General features: G+C 66.7%; 17 protein-coding genes and 1 tRNA gene. 6 read left to right on the forward strand and 12 right to left on the reverse strand.

Features of this window, described 5'->3' with window-relative positions:
- Positions 1-32 precede the first annotated feature (32 nt).
- Genes lpdA through aceE form a run of 4 tightly spaced genes read right to left on the reverse strand, consistent with a single transcriptional unit; the run spans position 33 to position 6,856 of the window.
- Positions 33-1,844 (reverse strand): dihydrolipoyl dehydrogenase, encoded by a 1,812-nt coding sequence (gene lpdA / locus AC3A6B_RS07145; protein ID WP_487836050.1) that lies wholly within the window; start codon positions 1,842-1,844, stop codon positions 33-35.
- The gene (locus tag AC3A6B_RS07150; protein ID WP_487836051.1) at positions 1,841-2,431 is read right to left on the reverse strand and encodes an MFS transporter; all 591 of its coding nucleotides are present in this window, start codon (positions 2,429-2,431) and stop codon (positions 1,841-1,843) included. The genes lpdA and AC3A6B_RS07150 overlap by 4 nt, the downstream gene beginning before the upstream one ends.
- Positions 2,428-4,083 (reverse strand): dihydrolipoyllysine-residue acetyltransferase, encoded by a 1,656-nt coding sequence (gene aceF / locus AC3A6B_RS07155; protein ID WP_487836052.1) that lies wholly within the window; start codon positions 4,081-4,083, stop codon positions 2,428-2,430. The genes AC3A6B_RS07150 and aceF overlap by 4 nt, the downstream gene beginning before the upstream one ends.
- A gap of 46 nt (positions 4,084-4,129) precedes the next feature.
- Positions 4,130-6,856: a pyruvate dehydrogenase (acetyl-transferring), homodimeric type gene (aceE, locus tag AC3A6B_RS07160; protein WP_487836053.1), complete on the reverse strand. Its 2,727-nt coding sequence runs from the start codon at positions 6,854-6,856 to the stop codon at positions 4,130-4,132.
- Between the two features lie 228 nt (positions 6,857-7,084).
- Between aceE and AC3A6B_RS07165 the strand changes: the two genes are divergently transcribed.
- The 5 genes from AC3A6B_RS07165 (at position 7,085) to AC3A6B_RS07185 (ending at position 13,939) form a co-directional block, all read left to right on the forward strand.
- Positions 7,085-9,628, forward strand: coding sequence for a PAS domain S-box protein (locus AC3A6B_RS07165; protein ID WP_487836054.1), 2,544 nt, complete (start codon positions 7,085-7,087; stop codon positions 9,626-9,628).
- On the forward strand, positions 9,625-10,257 hold the full coding sequence (locus AC3A6B_RS07170; RefSeq protein ID WP_126837880.1) for a response regulator transcription factor: 633 nt from the start codon (positions 9,625-9,627) through the stop codon (positions 10,255-10,257). Before AC3A6B_RS07165 ends, AC3A6B_RS07170 begins: the two co-directional genes overlap by 4 nt.
- Before the next feature lie 77 nt (positions 10,258-10,334).
- Positions 10,335-11,186 (forward strand): bifunctional methylenetetrahydrofolate dehydrogenase/methenyltetrahydrofolate cyclohydrolase FolD, encoded by an 852-nt coding sequence (gene folD / locus AC3A6B_RS07175; RefSeq protein ID WP_487836055.1) that lies wholly within the window; start codon positions 10,335-10,337, stop codon positions 11,184-11,186.
- 5 nt (positions 11,187-11,191) lie between these two features.
- Positions 11,192-13,249 carry a M3 family metallopeptidase gene (locus tag AC3A6B_RS07180; protein ID WP_487836056.1) on the forward strand — a complete coding sequence of 686 codons (2,058 nt, stop codon included), beginning with the start codon at positions 11,192-11,194 and terminating at the stop codon, positions 13,247-13,249.
- 60 nt (positions 13,250-13,309) lie between these two features.
- Positions 13,310-13,939: a DUF4124 domain-containing protein gene (locus tag AC3A6B_RS07185; protein WP_487836057.1), complete on the forward strand. Its 630-nt coding sequence runs from the start codon at positions 13,310-13,312 to the stop codon at positions 13,937-13,939.
- A gap of 12 nt (positions 13,940-13,951) precedes the next feature.
- Here the strand turns inward: AC3A6B_RS07185 and rpiA are convergent, their stop codons facing one another.
- Complete coding sequence (rpiA, locus tag AC3A6B_RS07190; RefSeq protein ID WP_487836058.1) at positions 13,952-14,653, reverse strand: ribose-5-phosphate isomerase RpiA; 702 nt, start codon at positions 14,651-14,653, stop codon at positions 13,952-13,954.
- Positions 14,654-14,693: 40 nt separating this feature from the next.
- On the opposite strand from rpiA, the gene AC3A6B_RS07195 reads away from it, so the two are divergent.
- Positions 14,694-15,761, forward strand: a complete 1,068-nt coding sequence (locus tag AC3A6B_RS07195; protein ID WP_487836059.1) for a quinone-dependent dihydroorotate dehydrogenase — start codon at positions 14,694-14,696, stop codon at positions 15,759-15,761.
- Positions 15,762-15,774: 13 nt separating this feature from the next.
- Here the strand turns inward: AC3A6B_RS07195 and AC3A6B_RS07200 are convergent, their stop codons facing one another.
- The 7 genes from AC3A6B_RS07200 to fdx all read right to left on the reverse strand — a co-directional run bounded on the left by AC3A6B_RS07200 (position 15,775) and on the right by fdx (position 19,515).
- Positions 15,775-16,464, reverse strand: a complete 690-nt coding sequence (locus tag AC3A6B_RS07200) for a phage holin family protein (RefSeq protein WP_487836060.1) — start codon at positions 16,462-16,464, stop codon at positions 15,775-15,777.
- A 42-nt stretch (positions 16,465-16,506) separates the two neighbouring features.
- Positions 16,507-16,815: a glycine zipper domain-containing protein gene (locus AC3A6B_RS07205; protein ID WP_126837873.1), complete on the reverse strand. Its 309-nt coding sequence runs from the start codon at positions 16,813-16,815 to the stop codon at positions 16,507-16,509.
- Between the two features lie 93 nt (positions 16,816-16,908).
- Positions 16,909-18,006, reverse strand: coding sequence for an NAD(P)/FAD-dependent oxidoreductase (locus AC3A6B_RS07210; protein WP_487836061.1), 1,098 nt, complete (start codon positions 18,004-18,006; stop codon positions 16,909-16,911).
- A 33-nt stretch (positions 18,007-18,039) separates the two neighbouring features.
- Entirely contained in the window at positions 18,040-18,186 is a 147-nt protein-coding gene (locus AC3A6B_RS07215; RefSeq protein ID WP_093108166.1) for a stereocilin, read from the reverse strand.
- Positions 18,187-18,298: 112 nt separating this feature from the next.
- A tRNA-Val gene (locus tag AC3A6B_RS07220) sits at positions 18,299-18,373 on the reverse strand.
- Between the two features lie 84 nt (positions 18,374-18,457).
- On the reverse strand, positions 18,458-19,177 hold the full coding sequence (gene dnaQ, locus AC3A6B_RS07225) for a DNA polymerase III subunit epsilon (protein ID WP_487836062.1): 720 nt from the start codon (positions 19,175-19,177) through the stop codon (positions 18,458-18,460).
- On the reverse strand, positions 19,177-19,515 hold the full coding sequence (fdx, locus tag AC3A6B_RS07230; protein ID WP_214697846.1) for an ISC system 2Fe-2S type ferredoxin: 339 nt from the start codon (positions 19,513-19,515) through the stop codon (positions 19,177-19,179). Before fdx ends, dnaQ begins: the two co-directional genes overlap by 1 nt.
- Between the last annotated feature and the right edge of the window lie 7 nt (positions 19,516-19,522).

The raw sequence follows: 19,522 nt of genomic DNA on the forward strand, positions 1-19,522 counted from the left end.
CGGCGGGTTTCTTTCTTTTTGGGTGGATGCCTTCAGCGCTTGACCGGCGGCAGATCGGTGCAGTGGCCGTGCGCCGCCTCCGCCGCCAGGCCGATGCTCTCGCCGAGCGTCGGGTGCGGGTGGATCGTCTTGCCGATGTCGATGGCATCGGCGCCCATCTCGATCGCCAGGGCGATCTCTCCGATCATGTCGCCGGCATGCGTGCCGACGATGCCGCCGCCGACGATGCGATGCGATTCGGCATCGAACAGCAGCTTGGTGAAGCCCTCGTCGCGGCCGTTGGCGATCGCGCGGCCCGAAGCGGTCCACGGGAACAGGCCCTTCTCGATCTTCACGCCTTCGGCCTTGGCCTGGTCTTCGGTGAGCCCGACCCAGGCGATCTCGGGGTCGGTGTAGGCCACGCTGGGGATCACGCGGGCGTTGAAAGCCGCGCTCGACAACTCCTTGTCGCCCTTCTGCTCGCCGGCGATCACCTCGGCTGCCACGTGCGCTTCGTGCACCGCCTTGTGCTCCAGCATCGGCTGGCCGACGATGTCGCCGACCGCGAAGATGTGCGGCACGTTGGTGCGCATCTGGATATCGACGGGAATGAAGCCGCGGTCGCTGACGTTCACGCCCGCCTTCTCGGCACCGATCTTCTTGCCGTTGGGGCTGCGGCCCACCGCCTGCAGCACCAGGTCGTAGAGCTGCGGCTCCTTGGGGGCCTGCTCGCCTTCGAAGCTGACGCGGATGCCGTCCTTGGTGGCCTCGGCGCCGACCGTCTTGGTCTTCAGCATGATGTTGTCGAAGCGCGGCGCATTGAGCTTCTGCCAGACCTTGACCAGGTCGCGGTCGGCGCCCTGCATCAGGCCGTCGAGCATCTCGACCACGTCGAGCCGCGCGCCCAGCGTGGAGTAGACCGAGCCCATCTCAAGGCCGATGATGCCGCCGCCGAGGATCAGCATGCGCTTGGGATCGACGCCGAGTTCCAGCGCGCCGGTCGAATCCACCACCCGCGGGTCCTTGGGCATGAAGGGCAGATGCACGGCCTGCGAGCCGGCCGCGATGACGCAGTGCCGGAACTTGACCGTCTGCGCCTTGTCGGTGGTCGCCTTGCCGTCGCCCGTGGTTTCCTGCACCTTGACGTGGTACGGGTCGACGAACTCGCCGATGCCGCGCACCGTCGTCACCTTGCGCATCTTCGCCATCGCGGAGAGGCCGCCGGTGAGCTTGCCCACCACCTTGTTCTTGCGGCCGAGCAGCTTGGCGCGGTCGACCTTCGGTTCGCCGTAGCTCACGCCGAGGTCGGCGAAATGCTTGACCTCGTCGATCACCGCCGCAACGTGCAGCAAGGCCTTCGAAGGAATGCAGCCGACGTTGAGGCAGACGCCGCCCAGCGTCGCATAGCGCTCGACCAGCACCACCTTGAGGCCCAGGTCGGCCGCGCGGAAGGCGGCCGAGTAGCCGCCGGGGCCGGCACCCAGCACCAGCAGATCGCATTCGAGGTCGACCGAACCGGTGTAGCTCGATGCCGCGGCCGGAGCTTGTGTGGCCGCCGGGGCCTGCTTCGGTGCCGCTGCGGCGGGGGCCGGGGCCGGCGCTGCCGGCGCCGGCGCCGCGGCGCCTTCCGCCACATCCAGCGTCAGCACCACGGAGCCCTCGCTCACCTTGTCGCCCACCTTCACGGCCAGCGCCTTGATGACGCCGGCATGCGACGAAGGAATTTCCATCGAGGCCTTGTCCGACTCCACCGTGATCAGCGACTGCTCGGCCTTCACCGTGTCGCCCACCTTCACCAGCACCTCGATCACCGCGACTTCATCGAAATCGCCGATGTCCGGCACCTTGATTTGCTGTTCGCTCATTTGGACACCTTCAGTTTGAGTGTGAGAACGTCGATCGGGCCTGCCGAATTGCGATCGAATTCGCAGGCCGCGGCGACGCCGGCTTCCGCGATCTCGCGCGCCGAGCGCGCCTTCTCGTAGGCCGCGTGCATGGCGCCGAGCGCAAAGCTGCGTCCCGAGCCGATGCTCCAGAACTGCTTGAACTCGAAGACCTCGCGGTAGCTGTAGATCCCGTAGATGCCGCTCGGGTTGGCGAGCAGCATCGTGAACTGGCTCGATTCGTAGGGATCGTGCTCATCTTCCTTGGTCTGCAGGAAGAAGGACTCCTTCAGCACCGGATGCAGCAGCGTGAAGGTGCGGAAGATCTGCTCCTTGCTGCCGAAACGCAGCGCATCCGCCGGCTGGGCTGCCAGCGCCTGCTGCAGCACGAGGAAGTGCGCGGCCGCGCCGGCGACGGCGAAGACGCTCTCGCCCTCCGCATCGGCGACCCTGAAGAGCTTCTGGTTCGCCTCGGCGTTGAACGACAGGCGCGTGTCCCCGAAGGTCACGAGCGCGTCGGCGGCCATCACCACTTGACCGCCTTTACGGACGGCCACCACCGTGGTCATAGGAGAACGCGGCGGAAGTCGGCGAGGACTTGGCCCAGGTAAGCATTGAACCGGGCGGCCGAAGCGCCATCGATGACGCGATGGTCATACGACAGCGACAGCGGCAGCACGAGGCGCGGCTGGAAGGCCTTGCCGTCCCACACCGGCTTGGTCGCGCTCTTGGACAGGCCGAGGATCGCGACTTCCGGCGCGTTGATGATGGGCGTGAAGTGCGTGCCGCCGATGCCGCCCAGCGAGCTGATCGAGAAGCAGCCGCCCTGCATGTCGGCCGAGCCGAGCTTGCCGTCGCGCGCCTTTTTCGCGAGCTCGCCCATTTCCTGGCTGATCTGGAGCACGCCCTTCTTGTCGGCATCCTTGAGCACCGGCACCACCAGCCCGTTGGGCGTGTCGGCCGCGAAGCCGATGTGGAAGTACTGCTTGTAGACGAGCTGGTCGCCGTCCAGGCTGGTGTTGAATTCGGGGTACTTCTTCAGCGCCGAGACCACGGCCTTGATCACGAAAGCCAGCATCGTCACCTTGACGCCGGACTTCTCGTTCTCCTTGTTGGTCGACACGCGGAAGGCTTCGAGCTCGGTGATGTCGGCTTCGTCGTTGTTGGTGACGTGCGGAATCATCACCCAGTTGCGGTGCAGGTTGGCGCCGCTGATCTTCTTGATGCGCGACAGGTCCTTGCGCTCGACCGTGCCGAACTTGGTGAAGTCGACCTTGGGCCACGGCAGCAGGCCGAGGGCTTCGCCGCCGCCGCCGGCGGGCGCCTTGGCCGCCGAGGCCTTGGTGCTGGCCGCGCCGCTCATCACCGCGCGGGTGAAGTTCTGGACATCTTCCTGGGTAACGCGGCCCTTGGGCCCGCTGCCCTTGACTTCCTCGAGCGGCACGCCGAGTTCGCGCGCGAACTTGCGCACCGAGGGCGATGCGTGCGGCAGCTTGCCGCTGGGTGCGACCGTCGGATCGTGCGCGGGCGGCGCGGCGGCCGGCGCGGCGGATGGTGCCGCAGCAGCAGCGGCCGGCGCAGGTGCCGAGGCGCTCGCCGGCGCGGGCGCCGCAGCGGCCTGCGCCGGAGCGGCAGCGCCGCCCGAACCTTCGACCACCGCGATCAGGTCGCCGATGTTGACCGTGTCGCCGACCTTGACCTTCAGCTCCTTCAGCACGCCGGCCGCGGACGACGGAATCTCCATCGAGGCCTTGTCCGACTCGACCGTGATCAGCGACTGCTCTTCCTTGATGGTGTCGCCCGGCTTCACCAGCACCTCGATCACGGCGACATCCTTGAAGTCGCCGATGTCCGGCACCTTGACCTCGACCGGGCCTGTGGCCGCAGCAGCGGCCGGAGCAGCCGCAGCCGGCGCTGGTGCAGACGCTGCGGGCGCCGGTGCCGCGGCCGGCGGCGCGGATGCAGCAGGTGCCGCCGCGGCGCCCTCGCCTTCGAGCACCAGCACGACCGAGCCTTCCTTGACCTTGCTGCCGACCTGGACCTTGAGTTCCTTCACGACGCCGGCCTGGCTCGACGGAATCTCCATCGAGGCTTTGTCCGACTCCACCGTGATGAGCGACTGCTCGGCCTTCACCGAATCGCCCACCTTCACCAGCACTTCGATCACTGCGACTTCATCGAAATCGCCGATGTCCGGCACCTTGACTTCCACTGTTGCCATAAAAGTGTCTCCCGCCCTAGAGGCGCAGTTGATTGTTGGTTGTTGTTTACGCGTAGAGCGGGTTGATCTTTTCAGCGTTGATGCCGTACTTCTTGATCGCCTCGGCCGCCTTGGCCGCCGGCACCGTGCCCTCGTCGGCCAGCGCCTTGAGCGCGGCCACCACGATGAAGTGGCGGTTGACCTCGAAGTGCTCGCGCAGCTTGTTGCGGAAGTCGCTGCGGCCGAAGCCGTCGGTGCCCAACACCCGGTAGGTGCGGCCCTTCGGAATGAAGGGGCGGATCTGCTCGGCGTAGGCCTTCATGTAGTCCGTCGACGCCACCACCGGGCCGGTGCTCGCCGAAAGCTGCTCGGCCACGAAGGACAGGCGCGGCTCGTCGGTCGGATGCAGCAGGTTCCAGCGGTCGGCCTCCTGCCCGTCGCGCGTGAGCTCGTTGAAGCTCGGGCAGCTCCACACGGAGGCGCTGACGCCCCAGTCCTTCTCGAGCAGTTCCTGCGCCGCGATGCTCTCGCGCAGGATCGTGCCGCTGCCCAGCAGCTGCACCGTCGGCGCCTCCTTGCCCTTCGCAGCCTTGACCACCGGGGCCTGCTTGCAGAGGTACATGCCCTTGATGATCTGTTCTTCCGTTCCGGGCTGCAGGCCGGGCATCGGGTAGTTCTCGTTCAAGAGCGTCAGGTAGTAGTAGACGTTGTCCTGCTTCTCCACCATGCGCTTCAGGCCATGGTGCAGGATCACGCCGACTTCGTGCGCGAAGGTCGGGTCGTAGCTCACGCAGTTCGGGATGGTGTTCGCGAGAATATGGCTGTGGCCGTCCTCGTGCTGCAAGCCTTCGCCGTTGAGCGTTGTGCGCCCCGAGGTGCCGCCCAGCAGGAAGCCGCGCGCCTGCATGTCGCCCGCCGCCCAGGCCAGATCGCCGATGCGCTGGAAGCCGAACATCGAGTAGTACACGTAGAACGGCACCATGATGCGGTTGTTGGTGCTGTACGACGTGGCCGCGGCGATCCAGCTCGACATGCCGCCAGCCTCGTTGATGCCTTCCTGCAGGATCTGGCCGCTCTTGTCTTCCTTGTAGTACATGACCTGGTCCTTGTCGACCGGGGTGTACTGCTGGCCATCGGGGTTGTAGATGCCGATCTGGCGGAACAGGCCTTCCATGCCGAAGGTGCGCGCCTCGTCGACCAGGATCGGCACCACGCGCGGGCCCAAAGCCTTGTCGCGCAGCAGCTGCGTGAGGAAGCGCACGTAGGCCTGCGTGGTGGAGATCTCGCGGCCTTCGGCGGTGGGCTCCATCACGGCCTTGAAGGTGTCGAGCGCCGGCACCGCGAAGTTCTCATCGGCCTTGATGCGCCGAGCGGGAAGGTAACCGCCGAGGGCCTTGCGGCGCTCGTGCAGGTACTTCATCTCCGGCGTGTCGTCGGCCGGCTTGTAGAACGGCAGGTCGGCGATCTGGCTGTCGGGGATCGGGATGTTGAAGCGATCGCGGAAGGCCTTGATGTCCTCGTCGCCCAGCTTCTTGGTCTGGTGCACCGTGTTCTTGCCCTCGCCGACCTTGCCCATGCCGAAGCCCTTGACGGTCTTGACCAGCAGCACCGTGGGCTGGCCCGTGTGCTTGACCGCCGCCGCAAAGGCCGCATACACCTTCTGCGAGTCGTGGCCGCCGCGGCGCAGGTTCCAGATGTCGTCGTCGCTCATCTTGGCGACCATCTCCAGCGTGCGCGGATCGCGGCCGAAGAAGTGCTTGCGAACGTAGGCGCCGTCGTTGGCCTTGAACGACTGGTAGTCGCCGTCGTTGGTCTCCATCATGATCTTGCGCAGCGCGCCGTCCTTGTCGCGCGCCAGGAGCGGATCCCAGTTGCTGCCCCAGATCAGCTTGATCACGTTCCAGCCCGAGCCGCGGAATTCGCCTTCGAGCTCCTGGATGATCTTGCCGTTGCCGCGCACCGGACCGTCCAGGCGCTGCAGGTTGCAGTTGATGACGAAGATCAGGTTGTCAAGCCGCTCGCGCGCCGCCAGGCTGATGGCGCCCAGCGATTCGACCTCGTCCATTTCGCCGTCGCCGCAGAACACCCAGACCTTGCGGTTCTCGGTGTTGGCGATGCCGCGGGCATGCAGGTACTTGAGGAAACGCGCCTGGTAGATCGCCATCAGCGGGCCCAGGCCCATCGAGACGGTCGGGAACTGCCAGAACTCGGGCATCAGCTTCGGATGCGGATAGCTCGACAGGCCCTTGCCGTCGACCTCCTGGCGGAAGTTGAGCAACTGCTCCTCGCTCAGGCGGCCTTCGAGATAGGCGCGGGCATAGATGCCGGGCGAGACGTGGCCCTGGATGTAGAGGCAGTCGCCTCCATGGTTCTCGCTTTCGGCATGCCAAAAGTGGTTGAAGCCGGCGCCGAACATGTTGGCCAGCGAAGCGAAGGAGCCGATGTGGCCGCCCAGGTCGCCCCCTTCGGGTGGATGGTGGCGGTTGGCCTTCACGACCATCGCCATCGCGTTCCAGCGCATGTAGGCGCGCAGGCGCTCTTCGATTTCCAGGTTGCCGGTGCAGCGCTCCTCCTGGTCCGGCTCGATGGTGTTGACGTAGGCAGTATTGGCCGAGAACGGTTTGTCGATGCTGTTCTGGCGTCCATGTTCGAGCAGTTGCTCGAGCAGAAAGTGCGCCCGGTCGGGGCCTTCGCTTTGGATGACAGCGGACAGGGCGTCCATCCACTCGCGGGTTTCTTGTGCGTCCGTGTCGTTCGCGGCCGAACCGAACCGGTTCTCGGGAATTGCCGACATGCTTGTCTCCTTTTTGAAGGGTGTGGCTGGGTAATTTAGTGCCGTATCCGGCAGCGCGCGGGAGTTTCTCACAGAAATATCTGAATTTCAAATAGTGCGTGACGTTTTCTTATTATGAAAATCATTGAATTTCATCGATGGAGAAATGAAGCACAGACGGCCTCGTTCGCAGCCATGGCACTGCACGCCCGTCGCTCCCGCTGCAGGCCCTTCCCCTAAACTCACGCGATGTCCTTTTCCTCTCCGATCGCGGTCGCGCGCAGCGCTGTCAACGCGTCGCCGCTGTCCTGGTGGCGGCGCTGGTGGCGCAGGCAAACGCCGGTGCTGCAGGACGCGGTCGCGATGCTGGCGCCGCTGGCGGCGGTGCTGCTCTTTCTCGCAGCCATCGTCGCGGCCTTCTGGTACCTGCGCGCGGAAGAGGCGGAGCGCGAGCAGGAGTCGGTCAAGCGCGACGTGGAGTACGCGCAGCAGCGCGTGCGGCTGCGGCTTCTGGAACGGCAGGAGCAGCTGATGCGCCTGGCGCGCGATGCCTCCAACCGCGAGATCGACGCCACCGAGTTCGCGAGCCGCTCGGAATCGCTGGTCAGCCAGTTTCCCGAGCTGCAGGCGATCAGCTGGATCGACGACCGGCGCCGCTTCAAGGCGGGCTACGCGGCGCCCAGCGTCCATCCGGCGCAGCAGCATGCGGTGGGCGACGTGCTGCGGCCGGGCGACATCGAGAGCAACTACGCGCTGGCGCGCGAGCTGCGCCAGCCGGTGTTCTCGCAACCGGTGGCCGGCGGCGATCCGCCGTCCATGCTTCAGTTGCACATTCCCTTCTTCGACCAGGGCCTGTTCGCGGGCATGGTGCTGGGCGAGTTCTCGATCGACGGGCTGCTGCGCTACGGCATGCCCTCAGAGGTGTCGGCGCGCTACGCGGTGTCGCTGCTCGATGCCAAGGGCGGCCTGATCGCCGGCAACACCGTCGCCAGCCCGCGCGAGGCCGAAACCCGCCTCCTGCCTTGGTCCGAACAGACCAACGAATACGAAGTGCCGGTCTCGCCGGTGGGCAACGCGCTGGTGCTGCGCGCCCAGGCCTACCGCACCTCGCAGGGCGTGGTCGGCAATGGCCTCTTCTGGCTGGTGGGCGCGCTCAGCGTGCTCACGAGCTGGATGCTGATCGGCACCTGGCGCCACACGCGCAGGCGCCTCCAGGCGCAGCAGGCCCTGGTGGCCGAAACCAACTTCCGGCGCGCGATGGAGAACTCCATGCTCACCGGCATGCGCGTGCTCGATCTCGAGGGCCGCATCACCTACGTCAACGCGGCCTTCTGCGCGATGACGGGCTGGGACGAGAGCGAGCTCGTGGGCCAGACGCCGCCCTTCCCCTACTGGCTGGAGTCGGACCGCGAGATCATGAACGAGCGGCTCGAGGAAGAGCTGCACGGCCGCGCGCTGCCGGGCGGTTTCCAGGTGCGCGTCAAGCGCAAGAACGGCAGCGTGTTCAACGCCCGCCTCTACGTGTCGCCGCTGATCGATGCGCGCGGCCACCAGACCGGCTGGATGACCTCGATGACCGACATCACCGAGCCCACCCGCATCCGCGAGCAGCTGTCGGCTTCCTACGAGCGCTTCACCACGGTGCTCGAGGCACTTGACGCCTCGGTGTCGGTGGCGCCGCTCGGCAGCGAGGAACTGCTGTTCGCCAACAAGCTGTACCGGCTCTGGTTCGGCTCCGACACCGTCGGGCACCTGGGCATGGTGGCGCAGGCGGGCGTACCGGCCTCGCATGCGCACGACGACGCGCTCGACGATGTCGACCCCTTCGCCGGCCTGCCGATCGACCAGCTGACCGCCGCGCAGCCGGCCAACAACGAGATCTTCGTGCCCGAGCTCGGCAAGTGGCTCGAGGTGCGCTCGCGCTACCTGACCTGGGTCGACGGCCGGCTCGCACAACTGGTGATCGCCACCGACATCACGCCGCGGCGCGATGCCGAAGACCTGTCGGCTGCACAGGCCGACCGCGCGCAGGCCGCCAGCCGGCTGATCACCATGGGCGAGATGGCGTCCAGCGTCGCGCACGAGCTCAACCAGCCGCTGACCGCCATCACCAACTACTGCAACGGCATGATGTCGCGCATCCGCGGGCAGCAGATCGATTCCGAAGCGCTGCTCGCGGCGCTCGACAAGACCTCCAAGCAGGCGCAGCGCGCGGGCCAGATCATCCAGCGCATCCGCTCCTTCGTGAAGCGCAGCGAGCCCAACCGCACGCCGGCCGAGGTCTCGACCATGGTGAGCGAAGCGGTCGAGCTCGCCGGCATCGAGCTGCGGCGCCGCAACGTTCGCCTCAACCACTACGTGGCGGCGCGCCTTCCGGTGGTGCGGGTCGACCCGATCCTGATCGAACAGGTGATGGTCAACCTGCTGAAGAACGCCGCCGAATCGATCGACCTCGCCGACCGGCCGCTGGCACGCCGCAGCGTCGAGCTGCGCGTGCTGCCCAAGGTCATCGACGGCCAGAACGCAGTCGAGTTCTCGGTGCAGGACACCGGCATGGGCCTCGCGCCCGAAGTGATGGATCGGCTCTACGAAGCCTTCTTCTCCACCAAGCCCGAGGGCATGGGCATCGGGCTCAACCTCTGCCGCACCATCGTCGAGTCGCACCGCGGCCGGATGAAGGCAGAGAACATCTACAATGGCCCGGACGTGGTCGGATGCCGTTTTTCCTTCTGGATTCCGGTGTTGGACGCTATTGATTCCGTAGCAAGCAACGAGGCGAAGGTACCTGCATGAGTTTGATTCCCAAGAAGGGCACGGTCTATGTCGTCGATGACGACGAAGCGGTCCGCGATTCGTTGCAATGGCTACTCGAAGGCAAGGACTACCGGGTTCGCTGCTTCGATTCTGCGGAATCCTTCTTGTCCCGCTACGACCCGCGCGAGGTCGCCTGCCTGATCGTCGATATCCGCATGGGCGGCATGTCGGGCATCGAACTGCAAGACCGCCTGATCGAGCGCCGCTCGCCGCTGCCGATCGTCGTCATCACCGGCCACGGCGACGTGCCGATGGCGGTCGACAGCATGAAAAAGGGCGCGATGGATTTCATCCAAAAGCCCTTCAACGACGAAGCGCTGGTGGCGCTGGTCGAACGCATGCTCGAACACGCGCGCGGCGCCTTCGCGCAGCACCAGCAGTCGGCCAGCCGCGATGCGCTGCTGTCCAAGCTCACCGGCCGCGAGGCGCAGGTGCTCGAGCGCATCGTCGCCGGCCGGCTCAACAAGCAGATCGCAGACGACCTCGGCATCAGCATCAAGACGGTGGAAGCGCACCGCGCCAACATCATGGAAAAGCTCAACGCGAACACGGTGGCCGACCTGCTCAAGATCGCCTTGGGACAGGCGGCGCCCGGCAAGGCAGCCTAGCGGCTATCGTCGCCATAGCCATACCGACCTTCGACGCCTGCGCAAGCGGGCGTTTTTACTTGGAAAATCTAAAAGCGATGACAGCTCAACTGATCGACGGCAACGCCCTCTCCCGAAAAATTCGCAGCGACGTGTCGGGCCGCATCGCGGCGCTGAAAGCGCGCGGCATCGAACCCTCGCTCGCCATCGTTCTGGTCGGCGACGATCCCGCGAGCCAGGTCTACGTCAAGCACAAGGTCAACGACAGCAGCGAAACCGGCCTCGCGGCAAAACTCGAACGCTATCCCGCTTCGATGACCGAGGCAGAGCTGCTGGCACGCATCCACGCGCTCAACGATGATCCCAAGGTGCACGGCATCCTGGTGCAGCTGCCGCTGCCCCGGCACATGGACAGCCACCGGGTCATCGAGGCCATCTCGCCCGCCAAGGACGTGGACGGATTCCACGTCGCAAGCGCCGGTGCGCTGATGGTGGGCCAGCCGGGGTTCTGGCCGTGTACGCCCCACGGATGCATGAAGATGCTCGAATCGATCGGCTATGACCTGCGCGGCAAGCACGCGGTGGTGATCGGCCGCAGCAACATCGTGGGCAAGCCGATGGCCATGATGCTGCTCGCGAAGAACGCCACCGTGACCATCTGCCACAGCGCGACGCAGGATCTCGCGGCCCTCACGCGCCAGGCCGATGTGGTCGTCGCCGCGGTCGGCAAGCGCAACATCCTGACGGCGGACATGGTGAAACCGGGCGCCGTGGTCATCGACGTCGGCATGAACCGCCGGGACGACGGCAAGCTCGCCGGCGACGTGGACTTCGAAGGCGTGAAAGAAGTGGCCGGCTGGATCACGCCCGTACCCGGCGGTGTGGGCCCGATGACCCGTGCCATGCTGCTCGCCAACACCCTTGAAGCGGCCGAGCGCGCCGCCAACTGATCACCATGGCCATGAACGACAACCCCCTCCTCGACTTCGACGACCTCCCGCTGTTCGACCGGATCAGGCCCGAGCATGTCGCACCCGCCGTCGATGCGCTGCTTGCCGACGCCGAGGCCGCGCTGCAGGCGGTGACCACGCCGGAATTCCCGGCCGACTGGACCGCGATCGCCAAGGTGCTCGACGTCGCCTCGGAGCGTTTCAGCCGCGCCTGGGGCGCCGTGGGCCATCTCAACGCGGTCGCCGACACGCCGGAACTGCGCGCCGCCTACAACGAGGCGATGCCCCGCGTCACCGCCTTCTGGACGCGCCTGGGCTCCGACGAGCGCCTCTACGCGAAGTACAAGGCGATCGATCCGGCGACGCTGAATTCCGAGCAGCGCCAGGCGCACCTCTATGCCGTGCGCAACTTCGTCCTCGGCGGTGCCGAACTGCAGGGCGACGCGAAGAAGCGCTTCGCTGAAATCCAGGAGCGCCAGGCCGAGCTGAGCCAGAAGTTCAGCGAGAACGCGCTCGACGCGACCGATGCGTTCGCGTACTACGCCCCGCTCGGCGAGCTCGAGGGCCTGCCGGAAGATGTCGTCAGCGCGGCGCGCGCGGCGGCCGAAGCCGAGGGCAAGGAGGGCTACAAGCTCACGCTGAAGATGCCCTCCTACCTGCCGGTCATGCAGTTCGCCAGGAGCAGCGCGCTGCGCGAGAAGCTCTATCGCGCCTATGTCACGCGCGCCAGCGAATTCGGCGACCCGGCCTTCGACAACACCGAGCTGATCCGCGAGATCCTCGCGCTGCGCCAGGAAGAGGCGCTGCTCCTCGGCTACCCCAATTTCGGCGAGCTTTCCATCGTGCCCAAGATGGCGGAGTCGGCCGGGCAGGTCGTCAAGTTCCTGCGCGATCTCGCAGCCAAGGCCAGGCCGTACGGCGAGCGCGATCTGGCCGACCTGCGGGTTTTCGCGGCACAGCAGCTCGCTATCGTCGACCCGCAGCCCTGGGACTGGAGCTACATCGGCGAGAAGCTCAAGGAGGCGCGCTATGCCTTCAGCGAGCAGGAGGTCAAGCAGTACTTCACCGCGCCGAAGGTGATGGCCGGCCTGTTCAAGATCGTCGAGACGCTGTTCGAGGTGTCGATCCGTCGCGACAGCGCGCCGGTGTGGCATCCGAGCGTCGAGTTTTACCGCATCGAACGCGCGGGGCAGAAGATCGGCCAGTTCTATCTCGACCCTGCAGCCCGGGCCGCCAAGCGCGGCGGCGCCTGGATGGACGATGTGCGCGCCCGCTGGCGCAGGCCGGACACCGGCACGCTGCAGACCCCGGTCGCGCAACTGGTCTGCAACTTCGCAGAAGGCGTCGACGGCAAGCCGCCGCTTCTCACGCACGACGACGTGACGACGCTGTTCCACGAGTTCGGCCACGGCCTGCACCACATGCTCACGCAGGTCGACGAGCGCGACGTCTCGGGCATCAGCGGGGTCGAGTGGGACGCCGTCGAGCTGCCGAGCCAGTTCATGGAGAACTTCTGCTGGGAGTGGGATGTGCTCGCGCACATGACCTCGCACGTCGACACCGGCGAGCCGCTGCCGCGCGCGCTGTTCGACAAGATGACCGCGGCGAAGAACTTCCAGAGCGGCCTGCAGACGCTGCGGCAGATCGAGTTCTCACTGTTCGACATGCTGCTGCACACCGAATACGACGCCGCCAGCGCCCAGCCGGGCGACGTGATGGCGCTGCTCGGCAAGGTGCGCGACGAGGTTGCGGTGATGCCTTCGCCGCCCTTCAGCCGCACGCCCAACACTTTCAGCCACATCTTCTCGGGTGGCTACGCGGCCGGCTACTACAGCTACAAGTGGGCCGAGGTGCTGAGCGCCGACGCCTACGCGGCCTTCGAGGAGACCGCCGGCGCCAATGGCGAACCGAGCATCGAGACCGGCCGCAAATACCGGCAGGCCATCCTCGAAGCCGGCGGCAGCCGCAGCGCGATGGAGTCCTTCAAGGCCTTCCGGGGCCGCGAGCCGCAGCTCGATGCGCTGCTGCGGCACCAGGGCATGACCGAGGCGCAGCCGGCCTGATGTGGCGCGGCGTCCGCGCGGCCTGAGATACTCCGCGCCATCGGATCACGAAAGTCATCGATGAAGCTCAAAACATATCTTTCAAGCCTCGCCCTGCTGCTTGCCGCCGGCGCCGCCCTGGCGCAGCCGGTCTACCGCCATGTCGACAAGAACGGCAAGGTCACCTTCTCGGACCAGCCGCCTGCCGCCAATGCGCAACCCACGGCGCCGCGCGGCGGCAGCGCGGCCGGTGCCAGCGCCGGCCTGCCCTACGAGCTGCGGCAGGTTGCGCAGCGCTACCCGGTCACGCTCTACACCAGCGACGAGTGCGGGCCTTGCGGCACGGCACGCTCGCTGCTGGTGACGCGCGGAATCCCCTTCGACGAACGGACCGTCAAGAGCAACGAGGACGTGGAGGCGCTGCAGCGCTTGAGCGGCCAGGCCTCGCTGCCGCTGCTGACCATCGGGACGCAGCAACTCAAGGGCTTCTCGGACGCCGAATGGTCGCAGTACCTCGATGCGGCCGGCTATCCCAAGAGCGCCCAGTTGCCGGCCAGCTACCGCAATCCGCCGGCCCAGCCGCTGGTGGCGGTCCAGCCGGCGCCCGCGGCCCAGCCCCAGCGTGCTGCTGCGCCTGCGCCATCGGCCCCCCCGCCGCCCGCTGCTGCGCCCGGCCCGACGCCGAGCAACCCGGCCGGCATCAAGTTCTAAGCGGCTTTCGGCTCAGTCGAAGCGAAGCGTCTGCACGCCGGACGGCGTGCCCAACAGGCACACGTTGGCCCGCTGGTGGGCGAAAACCCCCACGGTGACCACGCCGGGCCATTGATTCACTTCGCTCTCGAAGCCCAGGGGGTCGGTGATCCGGAGGCCCGTCACGTCGATGATGTGCTGGCCGTTGTCGGTGAGCAGCGCCACGCCGTCCTTCTCGCGCACCTGGGCCATGCCGCCGAGCCGCGCGAACTGCCGTATCACGCGCTGTGCCGCCATCGGGATCACCTCGACCGGCAGCGGGAATGCGCCGAGCGTATTCACGCGCTTGGAAGAATCCGCAATGCAGACGAAGCGCCTGGACTGGGCGGCAACGATCTTTTCGCGTGTGAGCGCGGCGCCACCGCCCTTGATCATGTAGCCGCGGCCGTCGATCTCGTCGGCGCCGTCGATGTAGACGGACAGCTCCTCGACCTCGTTGCTGTCGAACACAGGGATGCCCAGCGCATGCAGGCGCTCGGTGGACGCCACCGAGCTGGACACCGCGCCGCGGATGTCGCCCTTGATCGTTGCCAGCGCGTCGATGAACTTGTTCACTGTCGAGCCGGTACCGACGCCGACGATCTCTCCCTTCACCACGTGGGCGAGCGCTGCGCGGCCGACCTGCGCCTTGAGTTCGTCCTGGGTCAGGGCCGTTGCGGAAGCGGGGGAAGTCATCGGAGAGAATCCTTGGGGCTACGAAGTCCAGAATTATCCGATGTCCCTGCTGCTCCCCACCTCTCTTTACGGTCTTGCCCGACCTTTCCTCTTTGGCTTCGATCCCGAGCACGCCCATGAGCTGACGCTCGACGCGCTGGCGCACACGCAGAATACGCCGCTGGCCTGCGTCTATGCGGCGCCCCGCGTCGAGGACCGGCGCACGCTGGCCGGCCTGTCGTTCCCGAACCGGGTGGGGCTCGCCGCCGGCCTCGACAAGAACGCCCGCTGTATCGACGCCTTTGCCGCCATGGGCTTCGGCTTCGTCGAGGTCGGCACGGTCACGCCGAAGGCGCAGCCCGGCAATCCGAAGCCGCGCATGTTCCGCCTGCCCCAGCGCGACGCGCTGATCAACCGGCTCGGCTTCAACAACGAAGGGCTCGACGCTTTCCTTGCCAACGTGCAGCGCGCGCGCTTTCGCCGGAACGATTCAAAGAGGCCGATGCTGCTGGGGCTCAACATCGGCAAGAACGCTGCGACGCCGATCGAGCGGGCCGTGGACGACTACCTGTTCGGCCTGGACGGCGTCTACCCGCATGCCGACTATGTGACGATCAACATCTCCAGCCCCAACACCGCCAACCTGCGTTCGCTCCAGAGCGACGAGGCGCTCGACGCACTGCTCGGCGCGGTGGCGGACAAGCGTGCCGCGCTCGCTGCACGGCATGGCAAGCGGGTTCCGCTGTTCGTGAAGATCGCGCCGGATCTCGACGAGGCCCAGGTTCGGGTGATCGCGGCCACGCTGCGCCGCCACGGCATGGACGGCGTCGTCGCCACCAACACCACGCTGGCGCGTGACGCGGTAGCGGGCCTGCCGCATGCGAACGAGGCTGGCGGCCTCTCGGGTGCCCCGGTCAGGGAAGCGAGCAACCGAGTGATCCGTCAGTTGCGATCGGCATTGGGCAGTGATTTTCCGATCATCGGCGTCGGCGGCATCCTGAGCGCCGCCGATGCCGAGGCCAAGATCGCCGCCGGCGCCGATCTCGTGCAGATCTACACCGGGCTGATCTACCGGGGACCGGCGCTGGTGCGCCAGGCCGCCCAGGCGCTGCGCAAGCGCAGCGGCTGAGCTGCCATCCGGATCAACGCATCCGCCACAGCACCGGGACGACCACAGCCGCCCAGCGCAGCACGCGGCGCGGACCGAGCACCGCCACAACAGCGGCCGTCACGACACCGGTCGCGACCGGATGCTCGCGCGCGATCCGCAGCGCTGCGGCGCTGGGAGACTCGTCCGCAGCGGGTGCGTCGGCCTTCTTCGGCGATTCGCCTTGCAGCGTCGCGATGCGCTCGCGCTGGCGCGCGATGCGCTGGAGCAGTTCCTCACGGCTCCGGGGCCTGGGTTCACGCGGTGGCGCCTCGCCTTCGTCGCCTAGGCCGAAGCGGTCTTGAACCCATTCCCAATCGCGCTCGAACTCGCGGCGTGCCGGGTCGAAGGCATCCGAGGTCTTGCGCAAGGTGCGCATCAACGCCACGGCTGCAACAAGCCAGAGCGCGATCCATATCGCCGCCACCACCCAGGCGGCCGCAACGCGGTTCGGCGTCTCCCAGAAATGCACGACCACCGCCACCGACAGCAAGGCGACGGTCACCGTCGTGAGCCCGATCACCGCGATCACCAGGACCAGCATCAGCTGCAGGCGCTGCTTTTCTTCTTCCCATGCCAGCCGCAGCAACTGGACACGATCTTCGGCTGCCAGGGCGCCTTCGCCGGCTGCGATGCGCAACCGGCGAAGGCGCGCGTCCAGCCCGAACAGGGACAGCAGCCTCATGCGAGGCCCCCGAGGCCCTCGCGCCGGCCGAATCGGCAAGGCTCAGCGGCGGCCAAGCAGCAAACCTACCAGCACGCCCACCGCCAAGGCGGCACCGGCGATTTGCCACGGCTCGTCATGGGCGTAGGCATTGGCGGTGTTGGCCGCTTCACGCGCCTTCTTGGCGGCGAGCTTGCTCTTCTCCGCCGCGAGCTCGCGGGCGATGGCGAGCTTGCTGTCGATGCGCTGGCGCAAGGCCTTGATGTGGGGCAAGGTGTCGAGATCCTTGCTCGCGAGCACACCGCGAACGTCGCTGGCAATGTCTTCGGCCACGGCGTTGGCAGCCGCTTCGAGATTTGAGGATGCAGTCATTGAAATCTTCCCTCCGAGGATTGCACCGGCACCGCGCCGGCGGCTTCACGCCGGCAAGCGGCGTGGCGTTCCATGGTACATGGCCGCGCGGGTCTACGGCAGCAATGCGCCCACATGCCGGCCGATCGCGAGGCTGCTAGTGAGTCCCGGCGACTCGATGCCGAACAGATTGACCAGCCCCGGGACGCTGTGGACGGCGGGGCCCTCGATCACGAAATCGCGGGCCGGCTCGCCCGGACCGGAAATCTTCGGCCGGATGCCGGCGTACCCGGGAATGAGCGCGCCGTCGGGCAGCGCCGGCCAATACTTGCGCACCTCGGCATAGAAGCCGTCGCCGCGCTTCGGATCGACCACCAGGTCGTCCGGCGAGTCGACCCACTGGACATCGGGGCCGAACTTGGCCTGGCCGCCCAGATCGAGCGTCAGGTGCACGCCCAGGCCCGCCGCCTCGGGCACCGGGTAGATCAAATGACTGAACGGCGCGCGACCGGCCAGCGTGAAGTAGCTGCCCTTGGCGAAATGGGCGGGCGGTACCGCGCTCGCGGGCAAGCCTTCGAAGCGCCGTGCAAGCGCCGGCGCGGCCAGGCCGGCCGCGTTCACGACGCTGTTGCAGCGCAGGGCGGTGCCGTCCTGGGCCATCAAGACGATGGCGCCGTCCGCGCACTCGGCGCGCACGACCGCCGACTTGAGGGCGACGACGCCGCCAGCCTGCTCGAGATCGCCCTGCAGGCTCAGCATCAGCGCGTGGCTGTCGACGATGCCGGTGCTCGGCGAATGCAGGGCGGCCAGGCATTCGAGCTGCGGCTCCATCGCGCGCGCCTGCGCACGCGAAAGAAGCACCAGATCGTCGACGCCGTTGGCCCGCGCCTTGGCGGCAATGGCCTCCAGCTGCGCGACCTGCGCCGGCGCCGTGGCCACGATCAGCTTGCCGCAGCGGCGATGCGGCAGGCCACGCTCGGCCGCATAGTCGTAGAGCAGTTGCTTGCCTTCGACGCACAGCCGCGCCTTGAGCGAACCTTCCTGGTAATAGATGCCCGCGTGGATCACCTCGCTGTTGCGGGAACTGGTGCCGGTGCCGATGGCGCCCTCGGCCTCGAGCACGATGACCTCGCGGCCTTTCCGCGCAAGCGCTCGGGCAACGGCCAGGCCAACCACACCGGCGCCGATGACGGCGCAATCGAATTCATCCATCCGGCGAGCTTAGCGGGCCCGCGCGCGCCTGGTTCACTCCGGCTGGGCGGGGAACGGGTTTTCGGGATCCGAAGGACCGCCAGGCGGCGTGGCGGGACCTTCGTCCGGCTCGACCGGAAGCTCCGGCACGTCGGGTGGATCGGAGGTGATGGGCGTCGGAAGATCGGGACTCGTGGCCATGGTCGCTTCTCCTTTCCCTCGCGTTCTACGCGCTTTGCGGCCCGCGACAACCAGCGCACAGCCGCAGTTCGCGTCGGCACCAGCCGACACGAACAGGACAAGGAAGAAGAATTGGTGGGCGGTGGAGGCTTCGAACCTCCGACCCCAGCAGTGTGAATGCTGTGCTCTACCCCTGAGCTAACCGCCCCTCGACACCATCGGCGCCGAATCAAATGATGTCCGACGCTAGGCGCCGGATGGATTTTCGTGCCGTGTGGCGCGAAGCCCGCAATTATGCCACAGCGTTTTCGCCGATTTGTCGGAAAAGCGTTTGGCCCTTGCTGACTTTGTCTAGCTGCGCCAACAGTTCTTCGTGCGCGGAAAGTTCGTGCTCGGTCGCCATCAGCACCGGCAGCTCGAAGCTGCGCAAGTCGACCATCACCACCGCGCCCATGGTCGGCTCGTTCGACGCGATGTCGATCAGAAGCGCATCCTGGCCACGCGTCAGGTTGATATAGACGTCGGCCAGCAACTGGGCATCCAGCTTGGCGCCGTGGAAGGTGCGGTTCGAGCGGTCGACGCCGAAACGGTCGCACAGCGCGTCCAGCGAATTGCGCTTGCCGGGATAGACCGCCTTCGCCATCGCCAGCGTATCGGTGACCTCGCCGACGAAACTGCGCAGCGGCGGCAGGCCGGCAAGCTCGAATTCCTTGTTGAGGAAGCCGACGTCGAAGGCCGCGTTGTGGATGATCAGCTCGGCATCACGCAGGTACTCGACGATGTCGTTCGCGAGCGTGGCGAACTTCGGCTTGTCGCGCAGGAAGTCGGTCGTCAGCCCGTGCACCTTGAGCGCGTCTTCGTGGCTCTCGCGCTCCGGATTGAAGTAGATGTGCAGGTCGTTGCCGGTGAGCTTGCGATTGAACAGCTCGACGCAGCCGAGCTCGATGACCCTGTCGCCGTTCTCTGCCGAAAGTCCCGTTGTTTCGGTGTCCAGGACGATCTGGCGCGACATCAGTGATTTTCCTTGGCGTGGTTGATCGAATATTTCGGAATCTCGACCGTCAGATCGGTCTGCGCCAGTATCGCCTGGCAGCTCAGCCGCGACTGCGGCTCGAGGCCCCAGGCGCGGTCGAGCAGGTCTTCCTCGCCCTCTTCCGCCTCATTCAGCGATTCGAGCCCCTTGCGCACCACGACGTGGCAGGTGGTGCAGGCGCAGCTCATCTCGCAGGCGTGCTCGATATTGATGTGGTTCTCCAGCAGCGCCTCGCAGATCGAGGTGCCGGCCGGCGCGCTGATCTCGGCGCCTTGCGGGCAGTATTCGGAATGGGGAAGGATCTTGATCGTGGGCATTGAGGTT

It is taken from the genome of Variovorax sp. Soil_C_33, from assembly GCF_057656935.1.

Coding starts and splice junctions, on each gene's coding strand:
- AC3A6B_RS07165 (WP_487836054.1), top strand. CDS start 7,085: ATGTCCTTTTCCTCTCCGATCGCGGTCGCGCGCAGCGCTGTCAACGCG.
- folD (WP_487836055.1), top strand. CDS start 10,335: ATGACAGCTCAACTGATCGACGGCAACGCCCTCTCCCGAAAAATTCGC.
- AC3A6B_RS07180 (WP_487836056.1), top strand. CDS start 11,192: ATGGCCATGAACGACAACCCCCTCCTCGACTTCGACGACCTCCCGCTG.
- fdx (WP_214697846.1), bottom strand. CDS start 19,515: ATGCCCACGATCAAGATCCTTCCCCATTCCGAATACTGCCCGCAAGGC.
- AC3A6B_RS07200 (WP_487836060.1), bottom strand. CDS start 16,464: ATGAGGCTGCTGTCCCTGTTCGGGCTGGACGCGCGCCTTCGCCGGTTG.
- AC3A6B_RS07205 (WP_126837873.1), bottom strand. CDS start 16,815: ATGACTGCATCCTCAAATCTCGAAGCGGCTGCCAACGCCGTGGCCGAA.
- AC3A6B_RS07195 (WP_487836059.1), top strand. CDS start 14,694: ATGTCCCTGCTGCTCCCCACCTCTCTTTACGGTCTTGCCCGACCTTTC.
- AC3A6B_RS07210 (WP_487836061.1), bottom strand. CDS start 18,006: ATGGATGAATTCGATTGCGCCGTCATCGGCGCCGGTGTGGTTGGCCTG.
- AC3A6B_RS07185 (WP_487836057.1), top strand. CDS start 13,310: ATGAAGCTCAAAACATATCTTTCAAGCCTCGCCCTGCTGCTTGCCGCC.
- AC3A6B_RS07170 (WP_126837880.1), top strand. CDS start 9,625: ATGAGTTTGATTCCCAAGAAGGGCACGGTCTATGTCGTCGATGACGAC.
- dnaQ (WP_487836062.1), bottom strand. CDS start 19,177: ATGTCGCGCCAGATCGTCCTGGACACCGAAACAACGGGACTTTCGGCA.
- aceE (WP_487836053.1), bottom strand. CDS start 6,856: ATGTCGGCAATTCCCGAGAACCGGTTCGGTTCGGCCGCGAACGACACG.
- lpdA (WP_487836050.1), bottom strand. CDS start 1,844: ATGAGCGAACAGCAAATCAAGGTGCCGGACATCGGCGATTTCGATGAA.
- AC3A6B_RS07150 (WP_487836051.1), bottom strand. CDS start 2,431: ATGACCACGGTGGTGGCCGTCCGTAAAGGCGGTCAAGTGGTGATGGCC.
- aceF (WP_487836052.1), bottom strand. CDS start 4,083: ATGGCAACAGTGGAAGTCAAGGTGCCGGACATCGGCGATTTCGATGAA.
- rpiA (WP_487836058.1), bottom strand. CDS start 14,653: ATGACTTCCCCCGCTTCCGCAACGGCCCTGACCCAGGACGAACTCAAG.
- AC3A6B_RS07215 (WP_093108166.1), bottom strand. CDS start 18,186: ATGGCCACGAGTCCCGATCTTCCGACGCCCATCACCTCCGATCCACCC.